Origin of the sequence: Ensifer sp. LC163, assembly GCF_001695855.1 — a bacterium.
GTDB lineage: Bacteria > Pseudomonadota > Alphaproteobacteria > Rhizobiales > Rhizobiaceae > Ensifer.
Map to the genome: position 1 here is coordinate 39,975 of NZ_MBSS01000030.1, position 20,855 is coordinate 60,829.

At 58.0% G+C, this 20,855-nt stretch carries 21 protein-coding genes and 1 pseudogene; 17 read left to right on the plus strand and 5 right to left on the minus strand.

All coding sequences use genetic code 11. The features are described 5' to 3' along the window. Nucleotides 1-132: 132 nt before the first annotated feature. From BC360_RS22040 to BC360_RS22050, 3 genes are all read left to right on the plus strand, one after another. Entirely contained in the window at nt 133-906 is a 774-nt protein-coding gene (locus BC360_RS22040) for a helix-turn-helix transcriptional regulator (RefSeq protein WP_065796932.1), read from the plus strand. Nucleotides 907-1,622: 716 nt separating this feature from the next. Beyond that, nucleotides 1,623-2,192, plus strand: a complete 570-nt coding sequence (locus BC360_RS22045) for a recombinase family protein (RefSeq protein WP_065796933.1) — start codon at nt 1,623-1,625, stop codon at nt 2,190-2,192. A 311-nt stretch (nt 2,193-2,503) separates the two neighbouring features. Continuing rightward, nucleotides 2,504-2,821, plus strand: a complete 318-nt coding sequence (locus BC360_RS22050; protein WP_065796934.1) for a hypothetical protein — start codon at nt 2,504-2,506, stop codon at nt 2,819-2,821. Between the two features lie 19 nt (nt 2,822-2,840). On the opposite strand, the gene BC360_RS22055 is transcribed toward BC360_RS22050, so the two are convergent. After that, entirely contained in the window at nt 2,841-3,137 is a 297-nt protein-coding gene (locus tag BC360_RS22055) for a hypothetical protein (protein ID WP_244512858.1), read from the minus strand. 648 nt (nt 3,138-3,785) lie between these two features. Here BC360_RS22055 and BC360_RS22065 point away from each other — a divergent pair. After that, nucleotides 3,786-4,088 (plus strand): hypothetical protein, encoded by a 303-nt coding sequence (locus BC360_RS22065; protein ID WP_065796935.1) that lies wholly within the window; start codon nt 3,786-3,788, stop codon nt 4,086-4,088. Between the two features lie 819 nt (nt 4,089-4,907). Here BC360_RS22065 and BC360_RS32815 read toward each other — a convergent pair. Then, nucleotides 4,908-5,093, minus strand: coding sequence for a hypothetical protein (locus tag BC360_RS32815; protein WP_065796936.1), 186 nt, complete (start codon nt 5,091-5,093; stop codon nt 4,908-4,910). 719 nt (nt 5,094-5,812) lie between these two features. Between BC360_RS32815 and BC360_RS22075 the strand changes: the two genes are divergently transcribed. Both BC360_RS22075 and BC360_RS22080 read left to right on the plus strand, forming a co-directional pair. Next, nucleotides 5,813-6,211, plus strand: coding sequence for a hypothetical protein (locus BC360_RS22075; protein WP_065796937.1), 399 nt, complete (start codon nt 5,813-5,815; stop codon nt 6,209-6,211). A gap of 138 nt (nt 6,212-6,349) precedes the next feature. Further along, entirely contained in the window at nt 6,350-6,988 is a 639-nt protein-coding gene (locus BC360_RS22080) for a response regulator (RefSeq protein ID WP_274533948.1), read from the plus strand. Between the two features lie 499 nt (nt 6,989-7,487). Here the strand turns inward: BC360_RS22080 and BC360_RS22085 are convergent, their stop codons facing one another. Together BC360_RS22085 and BC360_RS22090 are read right to left on the minus strand one after the other, a co-directional pair. Then, the gene (locus BC360_RS22085; protein WP_065796939.1) at nt 7,488-8,585 is read right to left on the minus strand and encodes an IS1595 family transposase; all 1,098 of its coding nucleotides are present in this window, start codon (nt 8,583-8,585) and stop codon (nt 7,488-7,490) included. Nucleotides 8,586-8,727: 142 nt separating this feature from the next. Next, nucleotides 8,728-9,624 (minus strand): SMP-30/gluconolactonase/LRE family protein, encoded by an 897-nt coding sequence (locus tag BC360_RS22090; protein WP_065796940.1) that lies wholly within the window; start codon nt 9,622-9,624, stop codon nt 8,728-8,730. 109 nt (nt 9,625-9,733) lie between these two features. Between BC360_RS22090 and BC360_RS22095 the strand changes: the two genes are divergently transcribed. From BC360_RS22095 to BC360_RS30995, 11 genes are all read left to right on the plus strand, one after another. After that, nucleotides 9,734-10,456 carry a FadR/GntR family transcriptional regulator gene (locus BC360_RS22095; RefSeq protein WP_244512859.1) on the plus strand — a complete coding sequence of 241 codons (723 nt, stop codon included), beginning with the start codon at nt 9,734-9,736 and terminating at the stop codon, nt 10,454-10,456. An 11-nt stretch (nt 10,457-10,467) separates the two neighbouring features. After that, entirely contained in the window at nt 10,468-11,670 is a 1,203-nt protein-coding gene (locus BC360_RS22100; protein WP_065796941.1) for a mandelate racemase/muconate lactonizing enzyme family protein, read from the plus strand. Between the two features lie 40 nt (nt 11,671-11,710). Further along, complete coding sequence (locus tag BC360_RS22105; protein WP_065796942.1) at nt 11,711-12,691, plus strand: sugar ABC transporter substrate-binding protein; 981 nt, start codon at nt 11,711-11,713, stop codon at nt 12,689-12,691. Nucleotides 12,692-12,832: 141 nt separating this feature from the next. Next, entirely contained in the window at nt 12,833-13,810 is a 978-nt protein-coding gene (locus BC360_RS22110) for an ABC transporter permease (RefSeq protein ID WP_065796943.1), read from the plus strand. Nucleotides 13,811-13,813: 3 nt separating this feature from the next. After that, a complete protein-coding gene (locus BC360_RS22115; protein ID WP_065796944.1) occupies nt 13,814-14,545 on the plus strand; it encodes an ATP-binding cassette domain-containing protein in 732 nt (243 codons plus the stop codon). Between the two features lie 12 nt (nt 14,546-14,557). Further along, nucleotides 14,558-15,298, plus strand: coding sequence for an SDR family oxidoreductase (locus BC360_RS22120; protein WP_139110153.1), 741 nt, complete (start codon nt 14,558-14,560; stop codon nt 15,296-15,298). After that, nucleotides 15,299-16,198, plus strand: coding sequence for an aldose 1-epimerase (locus tag BC360_RS22125; protein ID WP_065796946.1), 900 nt, complete (start codon nt 15,299-15,301; stop codon nt 16,196-16,198). Then, the gene (locus tag BC360_RS22130) at nt 16,185-17,321 is read left to right on the plus strand and encodes a fumarylacetoacetate hydrolase family protein (protein ID WP_139110154.1); all 1,137 of its coding nucleotides are present in this window, start codon (nt 16,185-16,187) and stop codon (nt 17,319-17,321) included. The genes BC360_RS22125 and BC360_RS22130 overlap by 14 nt, the downstream gene beginning before the upstream one ends. 12 nt (nt 17,322-17,333) lie before the next feature. Then, complete coding sequence (locus tag BC360_RS22135; protein ID WP_065796948.1) at nt 17,334-18,767, plus strand: aldehyde dehydrogenase family protein; 1,434 nt, start codon at nt 17,334-17,336, stop codon at nt 18,765-18,767. Nucleotides 18,768-18,980: 213 nt separating this feature from the next. Then, complete coding sequence (locus BC360_RS22145) at nt 18,981-19,655, plus strand: XRE family transcriptional regulator (RefSeq protein WP_065785361.1); 675 nt, start codon at nt 18,981-18,983, stop codon at nt 19,653-19,655. After that, nucleotides 19,656-20,273 (plus strand): RES family NAD+ phosphorylase, encoded by a 618-nt coding sequence (locus tag BC360_RS30995; protein WP_083222687.1) that lies wholly within the window; start codon nt 19,656-19,658, stop codon nt 20,271-20,273. Nucleotides 20,274-20,730: 457 nt separating this feature from the next. Here BC360_RS30995 and BC360_RS31805 read toward each other — a convergent pair. Continuing rightward, nucleotides 20,731-20,855, minus strand: a pseudogene (locus BC360_RS31805) (IS30 family transposase); the annotation flags it as partial.

A 20,855-nucleotide genomic window follows, 5' to 3' on the forward strand; every position in this document is an offset into this window, starting at 1 on the left:
ACGATATGGAATACTCGTTTGATTTGGCCTGCCTTTCCGATTGGCTCGCCGTGGATTGCCCAGAAAACTCTCACCTCGCGTCGAACTAGGCTGTACACCATAAAAATAGACGGGAAAGCGGAGGGAGGGGGAATGGCGGAATGCTCTAGCACGGGCGATTTTGAAGACAGCCACAAGGCTTTGTCGCACAAGAAAAAGATCGTCGTGCTTGCCAGGTTTGATCTGTTTGCGGAGTCGTTCATTCGGGCGGTCGGCAAACGGTTTCCCGAGCACGACGTCGTCGGATACTCCGATCGCGACAACTTGCTGGACGGCAAACTCGGCGAGGTCACGTTGATCATGCTTTACCGCATATCGTCGAAGACCGTTCCAAGCATTCTGCGAACAATTCACGAGTTCCACCCCGAAGCGTCCATCGGCCTGTTGGTAAACGATGCCGATGAAATCGACCTGTCGATCGCCAGCTTCGTTGAACAGAAGTCGATCCATGGCGTTCTGCCCCTGAACCTGCGCTTGGATGTTTGCCTCGCGGCGATCGACCTGCTGATGAAGGGAGGCGAGCACTTCCCCTCTGCGCTGCTGCGACGGCTGCCGCCGGAGCCGTTCACCTCGACCAGCGCTTCCGCTCGGCAAGCCGAAACGTCCGATGGCACCGTCTTTGCCAACCAGGGGCGGCGTCGGCGCGAGGCCGGTCTCGATGGATTGACGACCCGAGAGGTGCAAATTCTCGATCTGATCTGCATGGGCACGCAGAACAAGGTCATCGCCGCGCGGCTCGGGCTGTCCGAAAACACCGTGAAGGTTCACGTCCGCAACATCTATCAGAAGATGAACGTGCGCAACCGCACCGAGGCGGCCTCGCGCTATTTCACCGCCGAAGCCGATTGCGAAGATGCGCACGAGTAGATCGGGTGTCCGATATTGTTACGGTTCGCGGCCATCGCCACCCGCCATTTCCGGGTGTCGTCGCGGTTTGTGAACAATCCGCTGCTCCTCGCACCCGAGCGCCGGCACGTGAGCCGCGGATCAGGCGGTGCGACGCGCGCGCCATGAACGCACATCTTCCGGACGTCGGCGGCGAGGTCGATTCCGATGCGCACGCGGTCCTCGACCAGACCAATCACGTAGGCATTCATCGGCCAAGCTGGTTGCGCCGGAAAACATCACCTTGCGGTCCTGCCGCCACGTTTCTCCGGACTGAACCCGGTCGAATATGTCTGGAAGTTCCTGCGCGGCGACTGGCCCTCAAGCTGGGCCTTCACATCCTGCGACGCCATCGTCGAGCGTCGCTGCGCCGCTTGGAACAGGCTCGTCGCACAACGATCGAGATCCATTGCGTTCGGAGTGCTGAACTGGGCGCATCGGTTCTGATCAATGCCGCCCAAGGATCGCCAAGAACGGCGTGGCGGCGATGAAAATCGACCAGGAAATATCGAACGCAGCTTCCGGCGACAGCCCGATGCAAGCGTCGGTGCACCTCCCGCCACGTCTTACCGTCCACAAAAGGCCCACTCAATCTGTGGACACGCTCGCGTGGGGAGACGTATTCAGTGGACAGATCTTCCAAATGTGACAGGTCTGGTCACGACCATCCACAGCACGGTCATTTCGGAGACCCATTCATGGGAACTATTATCGGCTACACCCGCGTCTCGCCCGGCGACCAGGATGCCGCCGGTCAGACCCTGCGTCTCGAGCGGGTTGGCGCCATCAAGGTCTTCACCGACGTCAAATCCGGGAGAAACATCGACCGGCCGGGCTTGGCGGAGTTGCTGGCATATGCGCGCGCCGATGACACGCTTGCGGTCGTCAGGCTCGATCGCCTCGGCCGTTCGCTTGCGGAATTGCTGGAAACGGTGACGATCCTTCGCGAGCGCCAGATTGCTCTTCTCAGCCTCGAGGAGAAGATCGACACCTCCTCTGCCGCTGGCGAACTGATCTTCCAGGTGTTCGGCGCCATCGCTGATTTCGAACGCAGGCTGATCTCGGAACGAACCAAAGACGGTGTGGCGGCCGGCAAGGCGAAGGGAAGACGCCCCGGACGTCAGCCGCTCGACATGAAAAAGGTCGATGCCGCCATCGAGCTCATCGCGACAGGAAGCACCCCGACCGAGGCGGCAAAGCAACTCGGTCTCGGACGCTCCACGATCTACCGTGAAATGTGGAGGCGCGGGGTGAGCCGATCGGCGTGACAATCGTTCCTTGCAGTTCCCGACGCAAGGTTATGTATCGGGAAAGGAACGCCATGCTCTCGACGCCGCCCGTGTGTCCGCACTCATCCCTGAATTGCCAACCACTGGCTCCCGAAGCCAACATCTAGCCCGTCAGGACGGCCCGACTTCAACCTTGGCGGTGGCGGTCAGGCCAGAATGTAACCAAGTAACGATATTGCGGAAATGCTTCACGGACAATGCGAAATGAAAGGGGTTGAGTGAGGTGTGATTTAATCAATGCTTAAATTGTAACCAATACTTTTATCGGCGGGGTGGAGGAAATTACGTCGATGAAAACTATACATCATAAAGTGATCTTTGTTGGTATTGCAGTATTTGTTGTCGCAGGCGGTGGCGCGGCGGCGGGCCTTGGGGCCGCAAGCAGGCTTACGCAAAATGTCGAGGTGGTGACGCAAGACGCCCAGTCGCTTCGCAATCACATGCAGGCCGACATGATGCATGACGCGCTTCGCGGCGATGTCCTTGCGTCACTACTGGCTCGGGATCCGGGCGCAGGATCGACATCGTGCAATTTATTGAATTGTAAGCAAATATTAATTCAGTTCATGATTGCATATGCAAAAATCCCACAAAACTCGCACCCATGACAGGTGGGTCTAACCCACTTCACCGATTAGGCCGTTCGAGCAGCGCCACCACGTCAGCCTGCATATCGAGGCATAAACTCTGATATTCGAGGATCAGCTCTTCCTGTCGAGGAACCTCCCTTCGGAGGTCATCGAGCTTCTTGGCGGCTAACGCGTAGCTTTCGAAAAGGTCATCCAACTCGTGGCTTTTGACAGAACGCAGGTGCCCTCTATGACGAGGCAAGGCCAGCGCTAAGCGGGCTCTGCCGTTCTGAACCAAGGACATTTTCTTGTCTTCCCGTTGCGATCCAGGAACTTTAATCGAGACGGCAAACATATTCGACTAACCGGTGGGGCCGGTGTTGGGCATCATGCGCCGAAAAAAGTGCATCGGTGGGCCCTGCGGTGGATTGTGAGCCATTCGCGCATGGCGCGACTCGCCACAATTTAACAGCGATGCATCACTTACAAAGCATTGTGTCCATTCAATATTCCTAACAATAAATTTACCACAAGAACATATCGAGGACATCGGCTAGTCAAATGGCTGAAATAACCTGCAGAAATCAGGGGTTTGGTTGTGAACCATCTAGGAACGCACCGGAACATTTCGCGCCCGCAGCAAGAAACTTGCGCATTCCCCCTACAATCTGGCTGGCGGATTGTTGCTGCGAACGTGTCGGCTGTCCCCTAAGCTGCCTCTTTCTTGATCATTGGAGGAGATGATCTGCTCAGACGCCGAAAGAAGCATTTCAAAGGGAGGCATGACTGTGATCACGAAGCGATATGACCTAAGGCGTGAACTGGATGGGACTTCAACGGTGTTCGACGTGTTCACCGGGAGGCCAGCTACGGTCGACCATCAGCTTGCCGTAGGACTGTCCGCTGAGTTAGCGGACGATACGCTCCAAGTACTCAACCTTGAGGATGCCATTCGAAGAGGCTTCATGTGGAAGCCCAGAGTTAGGCGCTAGGGGGTAACACCATGAACGCCATCAACAACCGCTGCCAGCCCAAAGCCACAACCTATCGTGCTCGCTCCTATTTCCCCCTAACGGGTAAGGTCACTTGGTACCTCACGCATGACTATCATCACGCTCGGTGGTGCTGGACCAAGGATGCCGATCGCCAAGCATCGTTTCGAGATGATGGAGAGCTGTTCAAAGCGATCGCAGAAGCTGGAAGCCGAAACGAAAAGATTGGCGTCCGCAATGTGATCGTCGAAACAACCACTCACGAGGAGCAGGAGCTTAGCCACTTCGATCACCCACGGGAACACGCCGAGTGAACCAACGCACCAATGTCCTACAATTCATTCTCCTTACAAACCAGCCAGAGTGAGATCCCCTAGCCCTTGGACAGCCAAGCATAACCCACTCCCCCAAGGGGGCATGGCAGGGGGGGGGCTGGAAAGGGGGGCACTTTTTCTGGCGGCCATGCTTGTGCGTTGCAGGGCTGGCCGGTGGTGGATAAGGCGATGTTTTTCTTGCCGAGATAGCCTCCTGAAAAATGGCATGAAAAGGAGGGTGGGTATGAAGGCGCTGTGCTTCGCAGCCACCGAGCATCCGTCCCCGCTAACATGCTGAAAACAAAGGGCGGCAGTGCCGACCAAAGGATGCCATGTCCTCTTATCGCTGCCTCGCAGCGCTTGACCAGACGGAAAAACAACGGCAGGGATACGAATGGGTCTCATCGCGCATCCCTGCTCAGTGGCAAGGGCTTACGGGAAGTGGGCAACTTCCCGCGCTTCTCATGCCCTGCTGGGGAAACTTCCTCATCAAAGCCGGTCACGCTCGCGTCGGTCGTGCTTCTCCCCCTATAACGGGCGATTGTGGATTTGGTTCCCGTGGGGCAGATTAGTTGCATTCCAACTTTTCCCGCGATCGTGCAATCTTGAAAAAAGGCGCGCGCAACGCGCAATGTGGCACATTCCAGCCTTTGAACGTGCGCCAATCGAGGGGAGGCCATCGATTTTGTCCGTCTGCGGCCCCGCATCGCTGCGCACAACATTCGTTAAGTATTTGATTTTTAACGATAAAACGAGTCTTCCATCAACGCCGGATCGAGCGACCGTTGGCCCAGCGTCAAGCAGAACCGCTGCTGGATGTCATTGGCGCGGCGAGTTCGTATCCGTTATCTGCGGCGTGTATACGACCGTCTGGGTTTCTTCGTCCAGCAGCACACCGATCGCCAAGTAGACGAAGATGGCGCATATCAGGAGGAGTAGGACGCTGATAGGGAGTGCGGCTGACGATCGCCTTTCGGGAGCATTGTGGTGATATCGGCTGAACATGTTGTTCACCCATTAGTGTTTTATCGAATGCCATCATAAGCCGCCCAGGTCGTGGCAAAGGTGCGTTAAAAGAGCGCAAGCCGTTAAAAGGCCGTTGTTTTCTTCCGCCGCTTCCTCCGAACGCGTTGCGTGCTCTTCGTCACCGGCACTTCGGGCAATCCAAAGCCTGCAAGGGCGGCCAGCACAGCTGTGCTGTGTACGCCAAGCATGGCTTGTGCACCTTGCTGCACTGCGGCCCTAAACACCGGAACCAAGTCGTCATAGCCCAGTTCAATAAGCGCTCTTCAAAGCCTTTTTGTTCTTGCAGCATTGGTTGGTTACTCCATGTGGGGCAAAAGAATTAAATGTAATTATACGTCGATTTCGCGCGGATTTCCATGTATCCGCAAATAAAACCGCCGCTTCACCTGGCTTAGCAAACGTTTCCAAGCTATATTTCTGGATTGTCGCCTAACCTATTGGCCGAGCGCTTGGCGCGACTTCATGGACACTTCGTCATGTCAGTCAACGACGTGCCAGCGATCCGCGAGACCTTCGCGAGGTTCGCCTTCTACGAGGCTGAGCGTGGGCGGTGGAAAATGAACGCCGGAGCTGATCATCAGCGGGCCGCGCCGCTTGAAGTCCAACTGACAGTTCACCACATCAAATGCGAGGCGGCAGAGCCAAAATATACGCGGGTTCCATGTTAATAAGCGCCGCCCGCCTTTCAGTGTGAACCGATGAAGAAAGAACTGGACATCTCAACGGTCTACCTCGCCTTGTCGTTGTTGAAGGAGCCAGCGCGCAAGGCTCTAGCAGGAACCGGGCACACGCGTCGTCGTGATCAATCGAGCGCGGTGGCTATCGCCCATCACGTCGTCAGCTATTTGCGGCGGAACTGGGAGTTTCATCGACACGGCAAGGCGGTGGCGAACAGCGAGGTAGTTGCGCATCTGGCCAGCATCATCTGGAACGTTCCGCCAGAGATTACAAACGATCACGCCGCCATCGACGCCAATAATCGAGAGGACGCTCGCCAGTTCATCGCCGAGGAAATCTTCGCGACGCTGACAGCCGAGTATGAGCCGGTCTACGCGCCCGAGCGTTACACTGGCTGGGGTGGCCCGCGCTTAGCTTGAACAACGACCGACGCCGGCTGCTAACGCTTATCTGGCCAGGTCGCGCCGCGCCAGAGTTAGCATCGACCCGGTTGCATTCGGCTGCATCCAACGAATGTTAGCAGTTGCGAGCCATTAAAATCATTCGACCCGATCCTCCTGGAGGGACTGGTTAGTTTATATTCTGGAAAAAGTGACCTCGAGATCGTCGCCAAGGGCGAAAACGCGGTCGATGCTTTGAAAATTGTTGAAGAAATTTCGCCGCATGTCCTCGTGCTTGATCTGAGCATGCCCGGCAACGCCATGGCCGCCATCGAACGGATCGGGCAGAACTATCAAGCTACGCGGATTATTGTCTTTACAGCAAATTCGAGCATTGAAACAGCGATCCAAGCGCTGAACTATGGCGTTACGGGCTATGTGCTCAAAGGCAGCAGCGCCGATGATCTGCATGAAGCGATCCGGGTTGTGCATGACGGCGACACATTCATCACTGCCGGCTTTGCCACAAAGGTCATGATGGCCATGAAGACCGCAGACCTTCGCCGTCGTACCCAAGCGCAAAAGCGCCTGAGCCTGCGCGAAGAACAGATCGTTCGCCATCTCATGCGTGGCAGCACGAACCGTGAGATCGCCGCCTGTCTCGACATCACCGAGACGACCGTGAAACACTACATGACCATGCTGATGCATAAGCTTGACGCACGGAACCGCGTCGAGGTTGTACTTGCCGCCCAGAAGTTGAACGTGATTGCTGATGGCGGTGCCAACCGGGGGATGTCCGGGCGGTTCAAATGAACCGTGCTTGAGCCAGCGATTTCGCCGGCGTGTCTCCGGTGGGATGGGGCGGGTGGTCAGGTGTGCGCCACTGACCGGCTCCAGCGGGATACGGGCAGAAAACCACACGTTTTCCCATTCTTCGGCGTCTCCGATGGCTTTTTCGCAGCGAAAAGAACTTGAAGTGCGGCGATGCGCGGCCGTAATTCCGGGAATGCCAGGGCGTCCAGGTCGAAAAGGACCGCGGAGGATGGGGTGCTTAGACTCCATGACGATTCGCGTGGCAACCGTAAAAATGCAACAATACCAGATACTTACTATCAACTGGTGCATATTTTCCCGAACGAACGCAGCGATACTCGTGACTTAAAGTTCCATAAATCGCATTACGCCTCAACCGTCTCCAGTTGGGCGGATGCAACGCAAGTTTCGTGCAAACCGGCCCCCGCAACTGACTCCAGCAAACGGGCGGCTGTTCTCGTTCTGTGCTCAAATGATCGCATAATGTATCGGGCCTTTATCAACCAAAAACAGCTACTGCTGATTTGACGATAATCCCGCCGTCCAGACTTCTGCGCATTTGGCGACCGGTAGCAGCGCGAAAGACCTGCAGCAATTGCAGTGCCGGCGGCACCCGCGACCACATGGTTTTCATGCGTTCCCTGCCATTTCGGCTTTTCCGCACCACCTGGCCCGTCACAATGCGCTGTGACCATCGGAAACCGATCTCGTGGAAATACAGGTCGGCATGCTGCGGGCTGATATGATGAAAGACGCCGGCAATTGTGCGGCGGACGCGGGAATTGAAACCTTCGACCGAATTGACATGAACGTCGTCACGAACGTATTCGCGGCTGGAATGCTTCACGGTATCATGCCTGGTATAGTTCTCGCCAAGGGCCATGAACGCTGTCGCCTCATCGCTCATCAAATAGGCGTCGGGATCGATCTGCGCTTCGGCGGTGCGCGCCGCTGCGCGGAGCGAAAGACCCGTCACTACCGCAGCACGCGCGTCACCGGCCGGAGTGCCGGGTGTGACGTCATCTGGTCGCTGCACGATCACCATGACAGGCGTCTTCTGGGTGTTCGGTAGACCTTTTCGGCCTCGTCCAGGCGGTGGATCATCCGGATTTATTCTCGCTCGCCCACCGAGATAGAAATGGTCGATCTCCACCGTGCCATCGAGCATGCGCTCGCGCGCCGCCATGAGACGCAGCGCGTGTCCCATCCGCCAGGCCGTCGGTTGACTCACCCCCAGAGCCTCGGCCAGGCGCACCGAGGACAAACCTTTATCCGACTGCAGAATAAGCCACATGCCCTTCAGCCAGACACTCAGAGGAAGCTTTGTGGAATGCAGCGGCGTGTGTGTCGTCACCGTAAACTGGAAGCGACAATCGCCGCTGGAGCATTGATAGAGACCCGGGCGCGCACGCCGCTTGCCCATATCGCGCCCGGCGATTGCGATCGAGCGCTTGTAACCACAGGCAGGGCAAACTCTCCCGGCCGGCCACACCATGCTTTCCAGCAATCGCCGACACTGCTCCTCATCGCGAAACGCCACGATCATATCTTCCGCGGTCCGAATGTTGGTTAGCGCTGCAAGCATCGTTTCCGACATTCTCATCTCCCCCGGATCATGCCCGAAGAATCGCACGGCAATCCCTAGACAGCAAGGCTATTGCTGTCTTTGGTTGATAAAGGCCATGTATCGAGTGGAATGAACCGAAGCCGTCCTTCTGAACGGCTTTCAGCTTGGTCCGTCACTCTACGAAGCGGTTAGCCGGTAGTCCGCGAACACCGGGGTTTACTGCGAACACCGCGCCTTCCTGTGGGTTGGCTGCCAGGTGTTCATCGCGCATCGTGAAGCGTGCTGAAGTTACGAAAAGAGTCTCAAATCCAGGCCCGCCGAATGTGCAACTTGTCGGCCAGGAACAGGGCAGTTCGACGACGCGATCTATCCTGCCATCCGGGGCAAATCGAACGACGCAGCCGCCGCCCGCAACGCGACAATTCCATATGAAACCTTCGGCGTCCACGCAGGATCCATCCGGCCGGCCTCGTTCAAACCCCGAAAGAATGGTTCGCCGATTGCGTAGCAACCCAGACTCTCTATCGAGCTTGTAGCTGTAGATAGCGTTTTCTTCGGTGTCCGCCGTGATGAGGCGGCCGTCGCTGGTCCAAATGAGCGTGTTTGTGATGCCAAAGCGGTCATCACATACGGGACGCAATTCTCCGTGCGCATAGCGATAGAGCCTTCCTGTTTTAGCCGACATCGCAAGCGGCGTGCCGTCGGCGGCGATGTTGTCTTGCATCGTCCCCACCCAGAAGCTGCCGTCCGGTGCGACGACGCCTTCATTCAGTCGGTTGCCTGGCTGTTCAGGCTCGACCTCCGTCACAAAACGAAGTGGCCCGTCGAAGTCCCATAGCGCGATCGACTTTCTCGACCCGACAATTGCGCCACCATCGGCTCGAAGACCGATCGAAGTGACCAGATCGGGAACGCGCCATGTTTCATGCTTGCGAGACGTTGGGCAGAACCGGTGGATCGCTTTCCCCACGATGTCGACCCAACAAAGCTTGTGCTGTCGATCATCCCATACTGCACTCTCGCCGACGATATTTTCCGCCACGAGGACAACGCCAACTTCGACTCTCATAACTCCTCTGACTGTCTTCAAAATGGTTCTTGACACACAGCTTACCTATAAATTATGACTCAGTTCAATTCAACCTGTCGGACAGGTTTTATCAAACCGGGAGACGAAAATGACCATGGCGCCCCTTGACGAAGAGCAATTTGCATCCGGCAATCTCGTCGGCACAGCTATCGGCGCCATTACCCAGCACATCCGGACAAACGAGCTTGGCCCGGGCGATCGGCTTCCGAGCGAGGCTACGCTGTCGAAGGAACTGAGCGTCTCACGATCGGTGGTTCGTGAAGCTTTCCGGTCACTCGCCACCATGCGGCTGATTGATCTCAACGTCGGAAAGCGCGCGACCGTGGCTCTACTTGATCATGGCGCAATGTCCCTGATGATCGAGCACGGCGTGCACACCGCCCAGATCAACATCAATCAGGTTTATGACGTGCGCCGCACGATCGAAATGCGAACGGCGACGCTAGCGGCGTTGAGGCGAACGGATGCGGAAGCGCGCATCATCCTCGACCACGCGCAGGCGATGGAGCAGAATTTCGCCGATGCGGACAAGGTCATGGAAAGCGACCTTGCCTTTCACCTGGAGATCGCGCGCGCCTCCAAGAACCCGATCTTCTCCATCATTGTCGGAGCGTTTCAAGGTGTCTCTCGACAGACCTGGCCGATCGGGTGGCGCAGTCGCGCCTCCGACGCGGAGCGGTACGCCATGAATCGCATCCATATTGAGTTAGCTGAGGCGATCCGTGCCGGCGATCCGCAGGCCGCCAGCCAGCTTATGGCTCGCCATTTTGATGAGAGTGCCAAAGCACTGATCGCTGCCGGTATCGCTTAAAGGATAGCCCTATGCAAATAACGAGACTTGAAACGCTCCGCGTCGCGGAGCGACCGAACCTGCTTTGGCTGCTCGTACATACGGACGAGGGACTGAGCGGACTTGGAGAAACTTTCTTCGGCGCCGAGACTGTCGAAGCCTACATCCACGAGTATGTCGCGCCGCGCGTTATCGGCCGAAACCCGCTCCAGATCGATCTTCTCGCGACTGACCTGGTGGGTTACCTCGGGTTTCGCTCGTCCGGTGCGGAGGTACGCGGCAATTCGGCCTTTGACATTGCACTCTGGGATATATTCGGAAAGGCGACTGGTCAACCTATCGCGCAACTGCTCGGTGGCTTCAGTCGCAATGAAATCCGGACCTATAACACCTGCGCCGGTACGGAATACATCAAGAAGGCGACTGGCCAGACAACGGCGAACTACGACCTATCCTCTGCGGCCAGCCGCAACTACGACGACCTGAATGGTTTCCTCCATCGCGCCGACGAACTTGCCTTGTCTCTCCTGGAGGAGGGCATTACCGCGATGAAGATATGGCCATTCGACATCGCAGCGGAAAAGACGCGCGGCCAATATATTTCGGTTCCTGATCTTAAATCGGCGTTGGTACCGTTTGAGAAGATCCGCGCCGCGGTCGGCGATCGTATGGACATAATGGTCGAGTTCCATTCGATGTGGCAGCTCTTGCCGGCAATGCAGATTGCCCGCGCGCTCGAGCCGTACCAGACATTCTGGCACGAAGACCCCATCAAGATGGACAGCCTCTCGAGCCTCAAGCGTTATGCGGCGGTCTCGCCTGCGCCGATTTCAGCGTCGGAAACTTTGGGTTCGAGATGGGCCTTCCGCGACCTCTTGGAAACTGACGCTGCAGGCGTGGTCATGCTGGACATAAGCTGGTGTGGCGGACTGTCGGAGGCGCGGAAGATCGCCGCGATGGCGGAGGCATGGCATCTCCCGGTTGCGCCGCACGATTGCACTGGTCCGGTCGTACTTTGCGCTTCGACGCACCTGTCACTCAACGCCCCCAATGCGTTGGTTCAGGAGAGCGTTCGAGCCTTCTACAAAACCTGGTACCGCGACCTGGTGACGGCGCTTCCAGAAGTTCGAAACGGAATGATCACGGTCCCACCCGGTGCAGGTCTCGGGATGGAGCTCAACCCAGACCTCGAAAAGGCATTCACGGTGTCACGCCGCGTCTCAAGCGCGGACTGAAGAAATTCGACAGCAATCTGCAGCTTAAGGAGGAGTAAGCATGCGAACGGTTTTGATTGTAAGTGCATTAGGGTTGGCGCTTCTCGGCTCGAGCGCGCTTGGCGCATCGGCCGAGCCGTTGAAGATCGTCTTTACACATCACTCGTCGGCTTCGAATACGTTCTGGCAAGCGGTGAAGAAGGGGTTTGACGACGCCTGTGAGAAGATCGCGGCAAGCTGCCAGATGGTGTTTACACAGACTGAAGGGTCTGTGGAACAACAACTCTCCAACATGGAAGCTGCGTTGGCGAGCAAGCCCGACGCGCTTCTGACCTCCATCGTTGATGACAAGGCGTTTGACGACGTCATCGCGCGGGCCACCAAGAATGGCGTGGAGGTGATCGGCGTCAACGTTGATGACAGCGAGGGAGCGAAAGGAAACGCGCGCGCCGCTTTCGTCGGACAGGGCTTCCGAAAAGCCGGGTACTCGCTCGGGAAGGCGATGTCAGAGAATTTTCCGAAAGAAGGACCGATCAAGGTACTCGTCGGGATCTCGGCGCCGGGGCAGAATTGGTCTGAAGCACGCGGGCAGGGCGTGATGGACTTCCTTGAGGAGTTTAAGGCTGCAAATCCTGGCCGTGACATCTCTTGGGAACGGATCGACAGTGGAACGGACCTTGCGGTCACGTCGGATCGTGTTGGCGCCTTTCTCAACGCGCAGCCCGACACGACAGCCTACTTCGACACCGGCTTCTGGCATGCTGCCGTAGCGCGCATGCTCAAGGACCGTGGGGTCGCACCAGGCAAGGTGCTCCTGGGCGGTTTCGATCTTGTGCCCGAGGTCGTCCAGCAAATGCAGACTGGCTATGTCCAGGTGCAGGTCGATCAGCAGCCCTACATGCAGGGATTCATGCCTGTCATGCAGGTCTATCTCGCCCGGAATTTTGGCCTCGCTCCGGCGGAAATCGATACGGGGCAGGGGATCGTGCGCCCGGAAGATGCCGACAATATCATGGACCTGTCTGCAAAGGGCCTGAGGTAAGCGCCTCTCTCCAACGCTCAAGCGATTAGAGAGTAACGAATCGATCAAGCATCGGCTTTGCGCGGCAACAGTGGCGCGCAAAGCCATGAATTTGGCTGGAGGCCTGCGAACGAGCAGCCCTGCCGCACGGGAGTGCATGTAATGAAAAGAATGCTGAAAATGTACATGGAGAAGCCGGAACTGGCGGCGCTTCTCCTCCTCTTTCTCTTGATTGTTCTCTTTCAGATAAGGTCGGGAGGCGTCTTCTTGAGCCTTGATAATCTGCGAGGCTTCTTTGGGATCCTGCCGGAAATGGCGCTGGTAGCGATCGGCGTCACAGTTTTGATGATTTGCGGTGAATTCGATCTGTCGGTGGGAGCGGTGTTCGCCCTGATGCCGATGACGATGGCAGTCCTGATGGCCATGGGGATCGCGTTCCCGTTGGCCTTTATCGCGGGCGTGCTGGTCTGCGTGGCAATAGGATTCCTGAACGGCTTTCTGACGATCCGGTTCGCCATTCCGAGTTTCATCACCACGCTTGGCATGATGTTTGTGGCGAGGTCTCTCACCGTGGTGATCTCCGGCGGCTTTCCGCCACTCCTGCCGGCTGATCTTCCCATATGGCTCTTCACCAGTTTCGTGGGGCCAGGGCAACTTCTTCGCATGTCGTTCATCTGGTTCGTCGTCATTGCTGTCCTTGTGTCTCTGCTTCTGAACCGGACGAACCTGGGAAACTGGATACGAGCAACTGGCGGGTTCCTGCCGGCCGCAGATGCGCTCGGGATCCCGACGGCGCGCGTCAAGATTGCCTGCTTCATTCTGTGTTCGGTGCTTAGCGGCTTTGCCGGGCTTATTCAGGTGCTGCGCCTTGGCTCGCCGCTGCCTTCGATTGGCGAGGGTATGGAGCTCCAGGCCGTCGCCGCAGCCGTCATTGGCGGAACCGCCTTGAATGGCGGAGTGGGGGCCGTCCTCGGGGGCATCATTGGCGTCGTGCTCATCCGTGTCATCGATAACGGTCTGATCCTCAGCCAAGTCGATGCCAACTGGTTCAAGTTCGCGATCGGAGCACTGACCATCTTTGCGGTCGTCGCCAATTCATGGCTGCGCAAGCGGGCCAAAGCGATTAAGGTGGAGATCTGAGCGATGAACGGTCCAATTGTTTCCGTCAAAAACCTGCACAAATGGTATTCCGGCGTTCATGCCCTTAGGGGTGTCTCGGTCGATTTCGCGCGCAATGAAGCTGTCGGCCTGATCGGCGACAACGGTGCGGGCAAGTCGACGCTGATCAACATCCTTTCCGGTGTCCAGAAGCAGGACGAAGGTCGCATTTTTGTCGAAGGCAAGGAGGCGACGATATCAAGTCCGCGTGACTCGATGCGGCTCGGTATCGAGACCATCTATCAATACAACTCCATGGTGCCGACCATGTCGATCGCTCGGAATCTCTTCATTGGCCGCGAGCCGATCAAGTACTCCCTCTTCGGCATTGGCGTGCTCGACATGCGCAAGATGCGCAAGGAGAGCGTACAGGCCATCGCGGATGTCGATCTGCACCTGCGCTCGCCCGACGCTTTGGTTGGCGAACTCTCGGGCGGCCAACGACAGGGCGTCGCTATCGCGCGAGCCATGCACTTCAAGTCGAAAGTCATGATCCTCGACGAGCCGACAAATCACCTGTCGGTGAAGGAAACCAATAAGGTCATAGGTTTCGTTCGCTCGTTGAAGGAACAGAACGTCACCGGCATCTTCATCAGCCACAATATGCACCACGTGTTCGAGTCCTGCGACCGGGTTGTCGCTATGGCGCGTGGGCAGATCGTGCTCGACAGGCGCGTCAGCGAGACGTCGATCGACGAAGTTCAATCCGTGCTCTGAGGAGGAATGCAGGTGAAACCACTTGAGGGAAGGGTGGCGCTGGTCACAGGCGGTCTCGGCACGCTCGGTCGCGCGCAGACCAGTAAACTCAGCGCCGAAGGCGCGACCGTCATCGTGCTCGATCGCCCCGGTCACGAGGGACAGGCCACAACGCAAGGCCTTGGCGAGAATGCGCGCTTTCTCGGTTGTGATCTCAACGACCTTGCGCGGTCAGAGCAACTCATTCGAGAGGAGGCCGAGGCATCAGGCGGCATCGACATCCTGATCAACAACGCTGCGCTCATCATCAACAAGCCGTTCCAGGACTTCAGCCTCGAGGAGTACGAGGATCAAATCCGCGTCAATTCCTCGGCTGCTTTTGCAGCGGTGCGAGCCTGTGCCGAGTGGATGAAACAAAAACGAAGCGGAAAGATCCTCAACTTCGCGTCCATCACACTCAACGGACAGTGGGATGGTTATGTGCCCTATGTCGCTTCGAAGGGGGCGATGATCGGCCTGACGAAGTCGCTTGCGCGGGAACTCGGCCCCCATGGCATCAACGTCAATGCCATCTCCCCCGGAGCCGTCATCTCCGAGGCCGAAAACCGTGTCTTTGCAGATCGACTTCAGGAGTACAACGATTGGGTTCTGGAGCGGCAATGCATCAAGGCACGTCTCAAGCCCGAGGACGTGGCGGAGCTTGTCTATTTCCTCGTTTCCCCGGCCTCAGACATGATCACGGGTCAGAACTTCGCCATTGACGGCGGTTGGTAGATGGTTGTCGAACGGGTCACCGTCGAGAACGGCAGCGCGCACCTGCAGCTCGTTCCGGCGCTTGGCGGTGGGATCGCGGAGCTTGATGTGCGAACTGCGAGCGGAGACTGGGTTCCTGTATTGAGGCCCTGGCATGGCCGGTTGGAGGATGGTCCCTTCGAACTGGGATGTAACGTCCTGGTTCCGTTTTCGAACCGCATTTCCGGGGGCGGTTTCGAGCATGACAGTGAGTTCCATCGCGTGCCTGCCAACCTTGCCGGCGAGCCGTTCCCTATTCACGGCGACGGCTTCCAGCGGCACTGGCACTTGCTTGCTCACAATGGTGAGACAGTGGAACTCGGATGCGATGGGGAGATCGGTCCATTTCGCTATCGGGCTTGGCAGCTCTTTACCCTTCGGGACGACAGGCTGGTGGTGGAGCTGCGCGTCCAAAACCTCTCGCAGCAAGCGCTACCTTTCGGCATTGGGTTCCATCCGTGGTTTCCGCGAAATGAGGGCACTCGGCTGAAATTTCGGGCCACGGAGTTTTGGCTAGAGGACGGCAATCATCTTCCCGCTGGTCGGCGGAGCATTTGCGAGGTTCCGGACCGGAACTTTGGCGACGGCCGGGCACTGCCCGAGCATTGGATTAACAACGCCTTCGGTGGGTGGGCGCGAGAAGCGATCATTTCCCAGGAGGCGGGGGCCGCTTCGGTCAAGATCACTGTTTCCGATACTCTTGGATATGCGCTGGTCTATTCGCCAGGATCGAAGGCGGACTTCTTTTGTTTCGAGCCGGTTTCCCACCCGGTAGACGCACATAATCTCGTTGGCCGTCCGGGTTTAAGGGTACTCGAACGTCATGAGGAACTGACGGCTTCAATGACGCTGAATTGGGATGAACGATATGGAACTCGATAAGTCTGGCACCTTCGTTGGTCGTGTGTGGTCATCTGAGGAACAGGGACCGGTGTTGGTGACTGTCAGGGCAGGCGTAGTCTTCGACATCACGTCGAAAGAGGCGCCAACGATGCGGGATCTCGCGGAGATGGATGATCCTGTTAGATACGTCAGGGCGCAACGGGGGAGGGCGATCTGCGATCTGGTGGAGCTCCTCTCGGCAATTCCTGCGAAGTCCGAAACGCCACGGATCCTCGCACCATGTGACCTCCAGGCGATCAAAGCCTGCGGCGTCACCTTCGCACGATCGATGCTCGAAAGAGTCATCGAAGAGCGCGCTGCCGGCAATCCAGAACGTGCCTCCGAAATCCGCGAGCGCGTGACAATGCTCGTCGGCGATAGCTTAAGCAACCTCAAGGCCGGCTCACCGGCGGCGGCAAAGGTCAAGCAGGCGCTGATCGAAGAAGGCGTATGGTCCCAATATCTCGAAGTCGGGATCGGTCCCGACGCCGAAGTCTTCACCAAAGGCCAGGTTATGTCAGCCGTCGGCTACGGGGATGAAGTGGGTCTGCACCCGATTTCGAGATGGAATAACCCCGAGCCCGAGGTCGTGCTGGTTGTCAACAGTAGAGGCATAGTCAAGGGAGCCACGCTCGGTAATGACGTGAACTTGCGTGATGTTGAAGGGCGGTCAGCACTCTTGCTTGGCAAGGCCAAGGACAACAACGCATCCTGCGCGCTCGGACCGTTCATTCGGCTGTTCGACGAGAGCTATTCGCTCGACGACGTGCGCAATGCAGAGCTAAATTTGCGGATAGAAGGCCAGGATGGGTATGCGCTGACAGGCCGGAGTTCCATGAAGGAAATCAGCCGCGACCCGCTTGACCTCGTCGCACAGACCATCGGTGACCACCATCAGTACCCCGATGGCTTCATGTTGTTTATGGGCACACTGTTTGCGCCCGTTGAAGATCGCGACGTTCCAGGTCAGGGTTTTACGCACAAGATCGGGGATCTAGTCACAATCTCGAATCGGCAACTCGGGGAACTGGTGAACACGGTGCGTCTGTCGACCGAGTGTAGCCCCTGGACATTTGGCACATCGCACCTGATGCGTAATCTTGTGGCGCGCCGGCTGATCTGAAGGGAACCGACCATGACATTGCACCAGAACCTGATTGCCGGCGAATGGGTTGGCGGTGATGGCGTTGCCAACATCAACCCGTCCGACACCAACGACGTGATCGGGGACTATGCCCGCGCCTCGGCCGAGGATGCCAAGGCGGCGATCGCCGCCGCCAAGGCGGCGTTTCCGGCCTGGTCGCGCTCCGGCATTCTCGAACGCCACGCCATCCTGCGAAAGACCGCCGACGAGATTTTGGCGCGCAAGGACGAACTCGGGCGGCTGTTGTCGCGCGAGGAAGGCAAGACGCTGGCCGAAGGCATCGGCGAGACGGTGCGCGCCGGCCAGATCTTCGACTTCTTCGCCGGCGAGACACTGCGACTGGCCGGCGAGGTCATTCCCTCGGTGCGCCCGAACATCGGCGTCGAGATCACCCGCGAGCCGGTCGGCGTCGTCGGCATCATCACGCCGTGGAATTTTCCGATCGCCATTCCCGCCTGGAAGATCGCGCCGGCGCTGTGCTACGGCAACACCATCGTCTTCAAGCCGGCCGAACTGGTGCCCGGCTGCTCATGGGCGATCGTCGACATTCTCATGCGCGCCGGCCTGCCGAGGGGCGTGTTGAACCTGGTGATGGGCAAGGGCTCGGTCGTCGGCCAGGCGATGCTCGACAGCCCCGACATCCAGGCGATCACCTTTACCGGCTCGACCGGCACCGGCAAACGCGTGGCGCTGGCCTCGGTCGAGCACAATCGCAAGTACCAGCTGGAAATGGGCGGCAAGAACCCGTTCGTGGTGCTCGACGATGCCGATCTCGGTGTTGCCGTCGAAGCCGCCGTCAACTCCGCCTTCTTCTCCACCGGCCAGCGCTGCACCGCCTCGTCGCGCATCATTGTCACCGACGGCATCCACGACCGCTTCGTGGCGGCGATGGGGGAACGGATGAAGGGCCTCGTCATCGACGATGCGCTGAAGGCCGGCACCCATATCGGCCCGGTGGTCGACCAGAGCCAGCTCAACCAGGACACCGACTATATCGCCATCGGCAAACAGGAAGGCGCCAGGCTCGCCTTCGGCGGCGAACTGCTGCAGCGCGACACGCCCGGCTTCTACCTGCAGCCGGCGCTGTTTACCGAGGCGACCAATGCGATGCGCATCTCGCGCGAGGAGATCTTCGGACCGGTCGCGTCGGTGATCCGGGTGAAGGACTATGACGAGGCACTCAGCGTTGCCAACGACACGCCGTTCGGGCTGTCGTCGGGCATTGCCACCACCAGCCTCAAACACGCGACGCATTTCAAGCGCCAGGCCGAGGCCGGCATGGTGATGGTCAACCTGCCGACCGCCGGCGTCGATTTCCACGTGCCGTTCGGCGGCCGCAAGGGCTCCTCCCACGGCGCGCGCGAGCAGGGCCGCTATGCCGCCGAATTCTACACCACCGTCAAGACGGCCTACACCTTGGCTTAAGCGGGAATGTTTAGGTTGAGGCGCCGCCTTGAGTTCATTCGAGGCAAGGAGGGAGGGGCCGACGGTTCGGTTCCCTTCAAGGCGCACAGTGTTTATGGGCTCATAGAGTCGGGCCTACCGACGTTGGTCGAATGCTGGCAGAGATTTACGAACTTAACAAACTTGACGAACTTCTACATCTTGCCTAAATTGTAGCGCAGGAGGCTGAAGACCATGCCCACTACGAAAACTGTAGCCAACGAGCCCCGAAACGATTCTTCCAACGTTGCGCTCTCGATGAAGCTGCCCCGGAAGGCAGATTTCGAGAAGGCGTTGATCAGGCAATACGCCAAGGCGGTTAAGCTGAGCCGAAAGGCCGGCCATCAGGTCAGTTTCCGTGTCGTCGTGGATCCGCTGGCCGGAGCGCAGACAATCTCAGTCGTTGAAGAAGAACCGCTGTCTCATCAGGATGCGTTTCCAGTTGAAGAGGTACCAGAGCCGAATGACGAACTCCAGGCAGCGTTGGCTGCCGCACGGGAGCGCGGCCGGCGTCGGGTGGCGGAGATTCTCGCGGAGGATGATATGTTGAGCGCGGAAGCGTTCGCGGACCTGCTCGGCGTTTCGCGCGTCACGGTCAACACAAAGCGTCAGAACGGGCAGGTTCTCGGACTCGACGGCGCCAAGCGGGGCTTCCGTTTTCCGTCATGGCAACTCGATCGGGATGGTCGGCCCTATGCCGTGCTTCCGAAACTGCACGAGGTCCTCGGTGGTGCATGGGCGGTTTACCGCTTCCTTGTCACGCCGCACGGCGCTTTGGATGGCCGGAAGGGTCTCGACGCGCTGAAACGCGGTCAGGATGATGAAGTGGTTGCAGCGGCCGAGAGTGTCGCCCGCGGTGATTTTCGCTGAATGACCGGAATAAAGCCGCCTCCGGGTTTCGAGAAATCCCTCCTCGACATCGAGACTATTCCTGCCGGTCGTCGATTTGGACGTATCTATGCGAGCGCCTTTCCCGACCCGTTAGGATATGGAAAGACGCCGAGCCGGTTCAGTGATCCCCGCCGGCGTGACCCGGCAAGGCGGTTTGGCGTCGTCTATTTGGGCGACACACTCAAGGTCTGCTTCCTGGAAGCGGTCCTGCGTGATAGGCGCGATGGTCTCGTGGGCGATCTCCCGATCGAGGAGAAGGAGATCTATGCGCGGCGTTATTCAGAGATTGAGACGATCGCGGATCTCCGCCTTGTTGATCTCCGCGCGGACCACGCGATCAGAATGGGAGTGCCGACGGATGTCGCGAAATCTTCCCGCCAAACCCTTGCGAGGGCGTGGTCGCTTGCCTTCCATGAGCACCGATCCGTGCCGGACGGCATAATCTATCCATCTCGCCTGAATGGACATACGAATCTTGCGATCTTTGACCGCGCCATCTCAAAGTTGTCGGCGGTACGCGTCGTGCCATTGATTGGAGCACCAAGCCTTGCCACCGTCATAAACGATCTTCGCGTGAGCCTCGTCGACATCATCTGAGATCGCCACGAAGGCCAAAATTTTCGGTGGAACAGCGGGACTGCTTATGCCTTTGGCCCGATGGTATCAATGACATCATAGCTTGCGATGAAAGCCTCCGGTCCATTGCTCAACAGGGCGAGCACACTCGATTGGGTTACACATACGATCTCTCGCTGTGTGGCTGCTTCCAGCCTGTTGAGATCAAAGAGTGGGTAGGGCGCCGACACCGGACAGCTCTTTGCCACGCTGCGTCATTGGTGACGCATCAAACTTCCGCTCGACGATCGACTTCCTGACGGGGATCAACCGGTACTGGTTCCAGCGGTTAGTCCGCGTACGCTTCGGCCGATTTAGAGAATTCCCATGTCTCTCGCATGCCGATCGCTTGCGAGGCCAGCGAAAGGCTTGTTGCTTAGTTGTTCACCTTCGGGACATCCTAACCGAAGTGCATCATGCCGGTTTTTAGGGTAGGGGTTCAGCTTCCATCTTGCAAATGTGCCCTGAACACTTCGGCCGGCGTCCTGTAATTCAGGCACTTTCTCGGCTGGTCGTTGAGATGGCGAGCAAGCTGGATGAGCTTGCGTTGCGACACGGCTGCAA

Excerpts from the sequence above, each read along its gene's own strand:
- BC360_RS22040 (WP_065796932.1), top strand. The coding sequence starts at position 133 with ATGGCGGAATGCTCTAGCACGGGCGATTTTGAAGACAGCCACAAGGCT.
- BC360_RS22045 (WP_065796933.1), top strand. The coding sequence starts at position 1,623 with ATGGGAACTATTATCGGCTACACCCGCGTCTCGCCCGGCGACCAGGAT.
- BC360_RS22050 (WP_065796934.1), top strand. The coding sequence starts at position 2,504 with ATGAAAACTATACATCATAAAGTGATCTTTGTTGGTATTGCAGTATTT.
- BC360_RS22055 (WP_244512858.1), bottom strand. The coding sequence starts at position 3,137 with ATGTTTGCCGTCTCGATTAAAGTTCCTGGATCGCAACGGGAAGACAAG.
- BC360_RS22065 (WP_065796935.1), top strand. The coding sequence starts at position 3,786 with ATGAACGCCATCAACAACCGCTGCCAGCCCAAAGCCACAACCTATCGT.
- BC360_RS32815 (WP_065796936.1), bottom strand. The coding sequence starts at position 5,093 with ATGTTCAGCCGATATCACCACAATGCTCCCGAAAGGCGATCGTCAGCC.
- BC360_RS22075 (WP_065796937.1), top strand. The coding sequence starts at position 5,813 with ATGAAGAAAGAACTGGACATCTCAACGGTCTACCTCGCCTTGTCGTTG.
- BC360_RS22085 (WP_065796939.1), bottom strand. The coding sequence starts at position 8,585 with ATGTCGGAAACGATGCTTGCAGCGCTAACCAACATTCGGACCGCGGAA.
- BC360_RS22090 (WP_065796940.1), bottom strand. The coding sequence starts at position 9,624 with ATGAGAGTCGAAGTTGGCGTTGTCCTCGTGGCGGAAAATATCGTCGGC.
- BC360_RS22095 (WP_244512859.1), top strand. The coding sequence starts at position 9,734 with ATGACCATGGCGCCCCTTGACGAAGAGCAATTTGCATCCGGCAATCTC.
- BC360_RS22100 (WP_065796941.1), top strand. The coding sequence starts at position 10,468 with ATGCAAATAACGAGACTTGAAACGCTCCGCGTCGCGGAGCGACCGAAC.
- BC360_RS22105 (WP_065796942.1), top strand. The coding sequence starts at position 11,711 with ATGCGAACGGTTTTGATTGTAAGTGCATTAGGGTTGGCGCTTCTCGGC.
- BC360_RS22110 (WP_065796943.1), top strand. The coding sequence starts at position 12,833 with ATGAAAAGAATGCTGAAAATGTACATGGAGAAGCCGGAACTGGCGGCG.
- BC360_RS22115 (WP_065796944.1), top strand. The coding sequence starts at position 13,814 with ATGAACGGTCCAATTGTTTCCGTCAAAAACCTGCACAAATGGTATTCC.
- BC360_RS22125 (WP_065796946.1), top strand. The coding sequence starts at position 15,299 with ATGGTTGTCGAACGGGTCACCGTCGAGAACGGCAGCGCGCACCTGCAG.
- BC360_RS22130 (WP_139110154.1), top strand. The coding sequence starts at position 16,185 with ATGGAACTCGATAAGTCTGGCACCTTCGTTGGTCGTGTGTGGTCATCT.
- BC360_RS22135 (WP_065796948.1), top strand. The coding sequence starts at position 17,334 with ATGACATTGCACCAGAACCTGATTGCCGGCGAATGGGTTGGCGGTGAT.
- BC360_RS22145 (WP_065785361.1), top strand. The coding sequence starts at position 18,981 with ATGCCCACTACGAAAACTGTAGCCAACGAGCCCCGAAACGATTCTTCC.
- BC360_RS30995 (WP_083222687.1), top strand. The coding sequence starts at position 19,656 with ATGACCGGAATAAAGCCGCCTCCGGGTTTCGAGAAATCCCTCCTCGAC.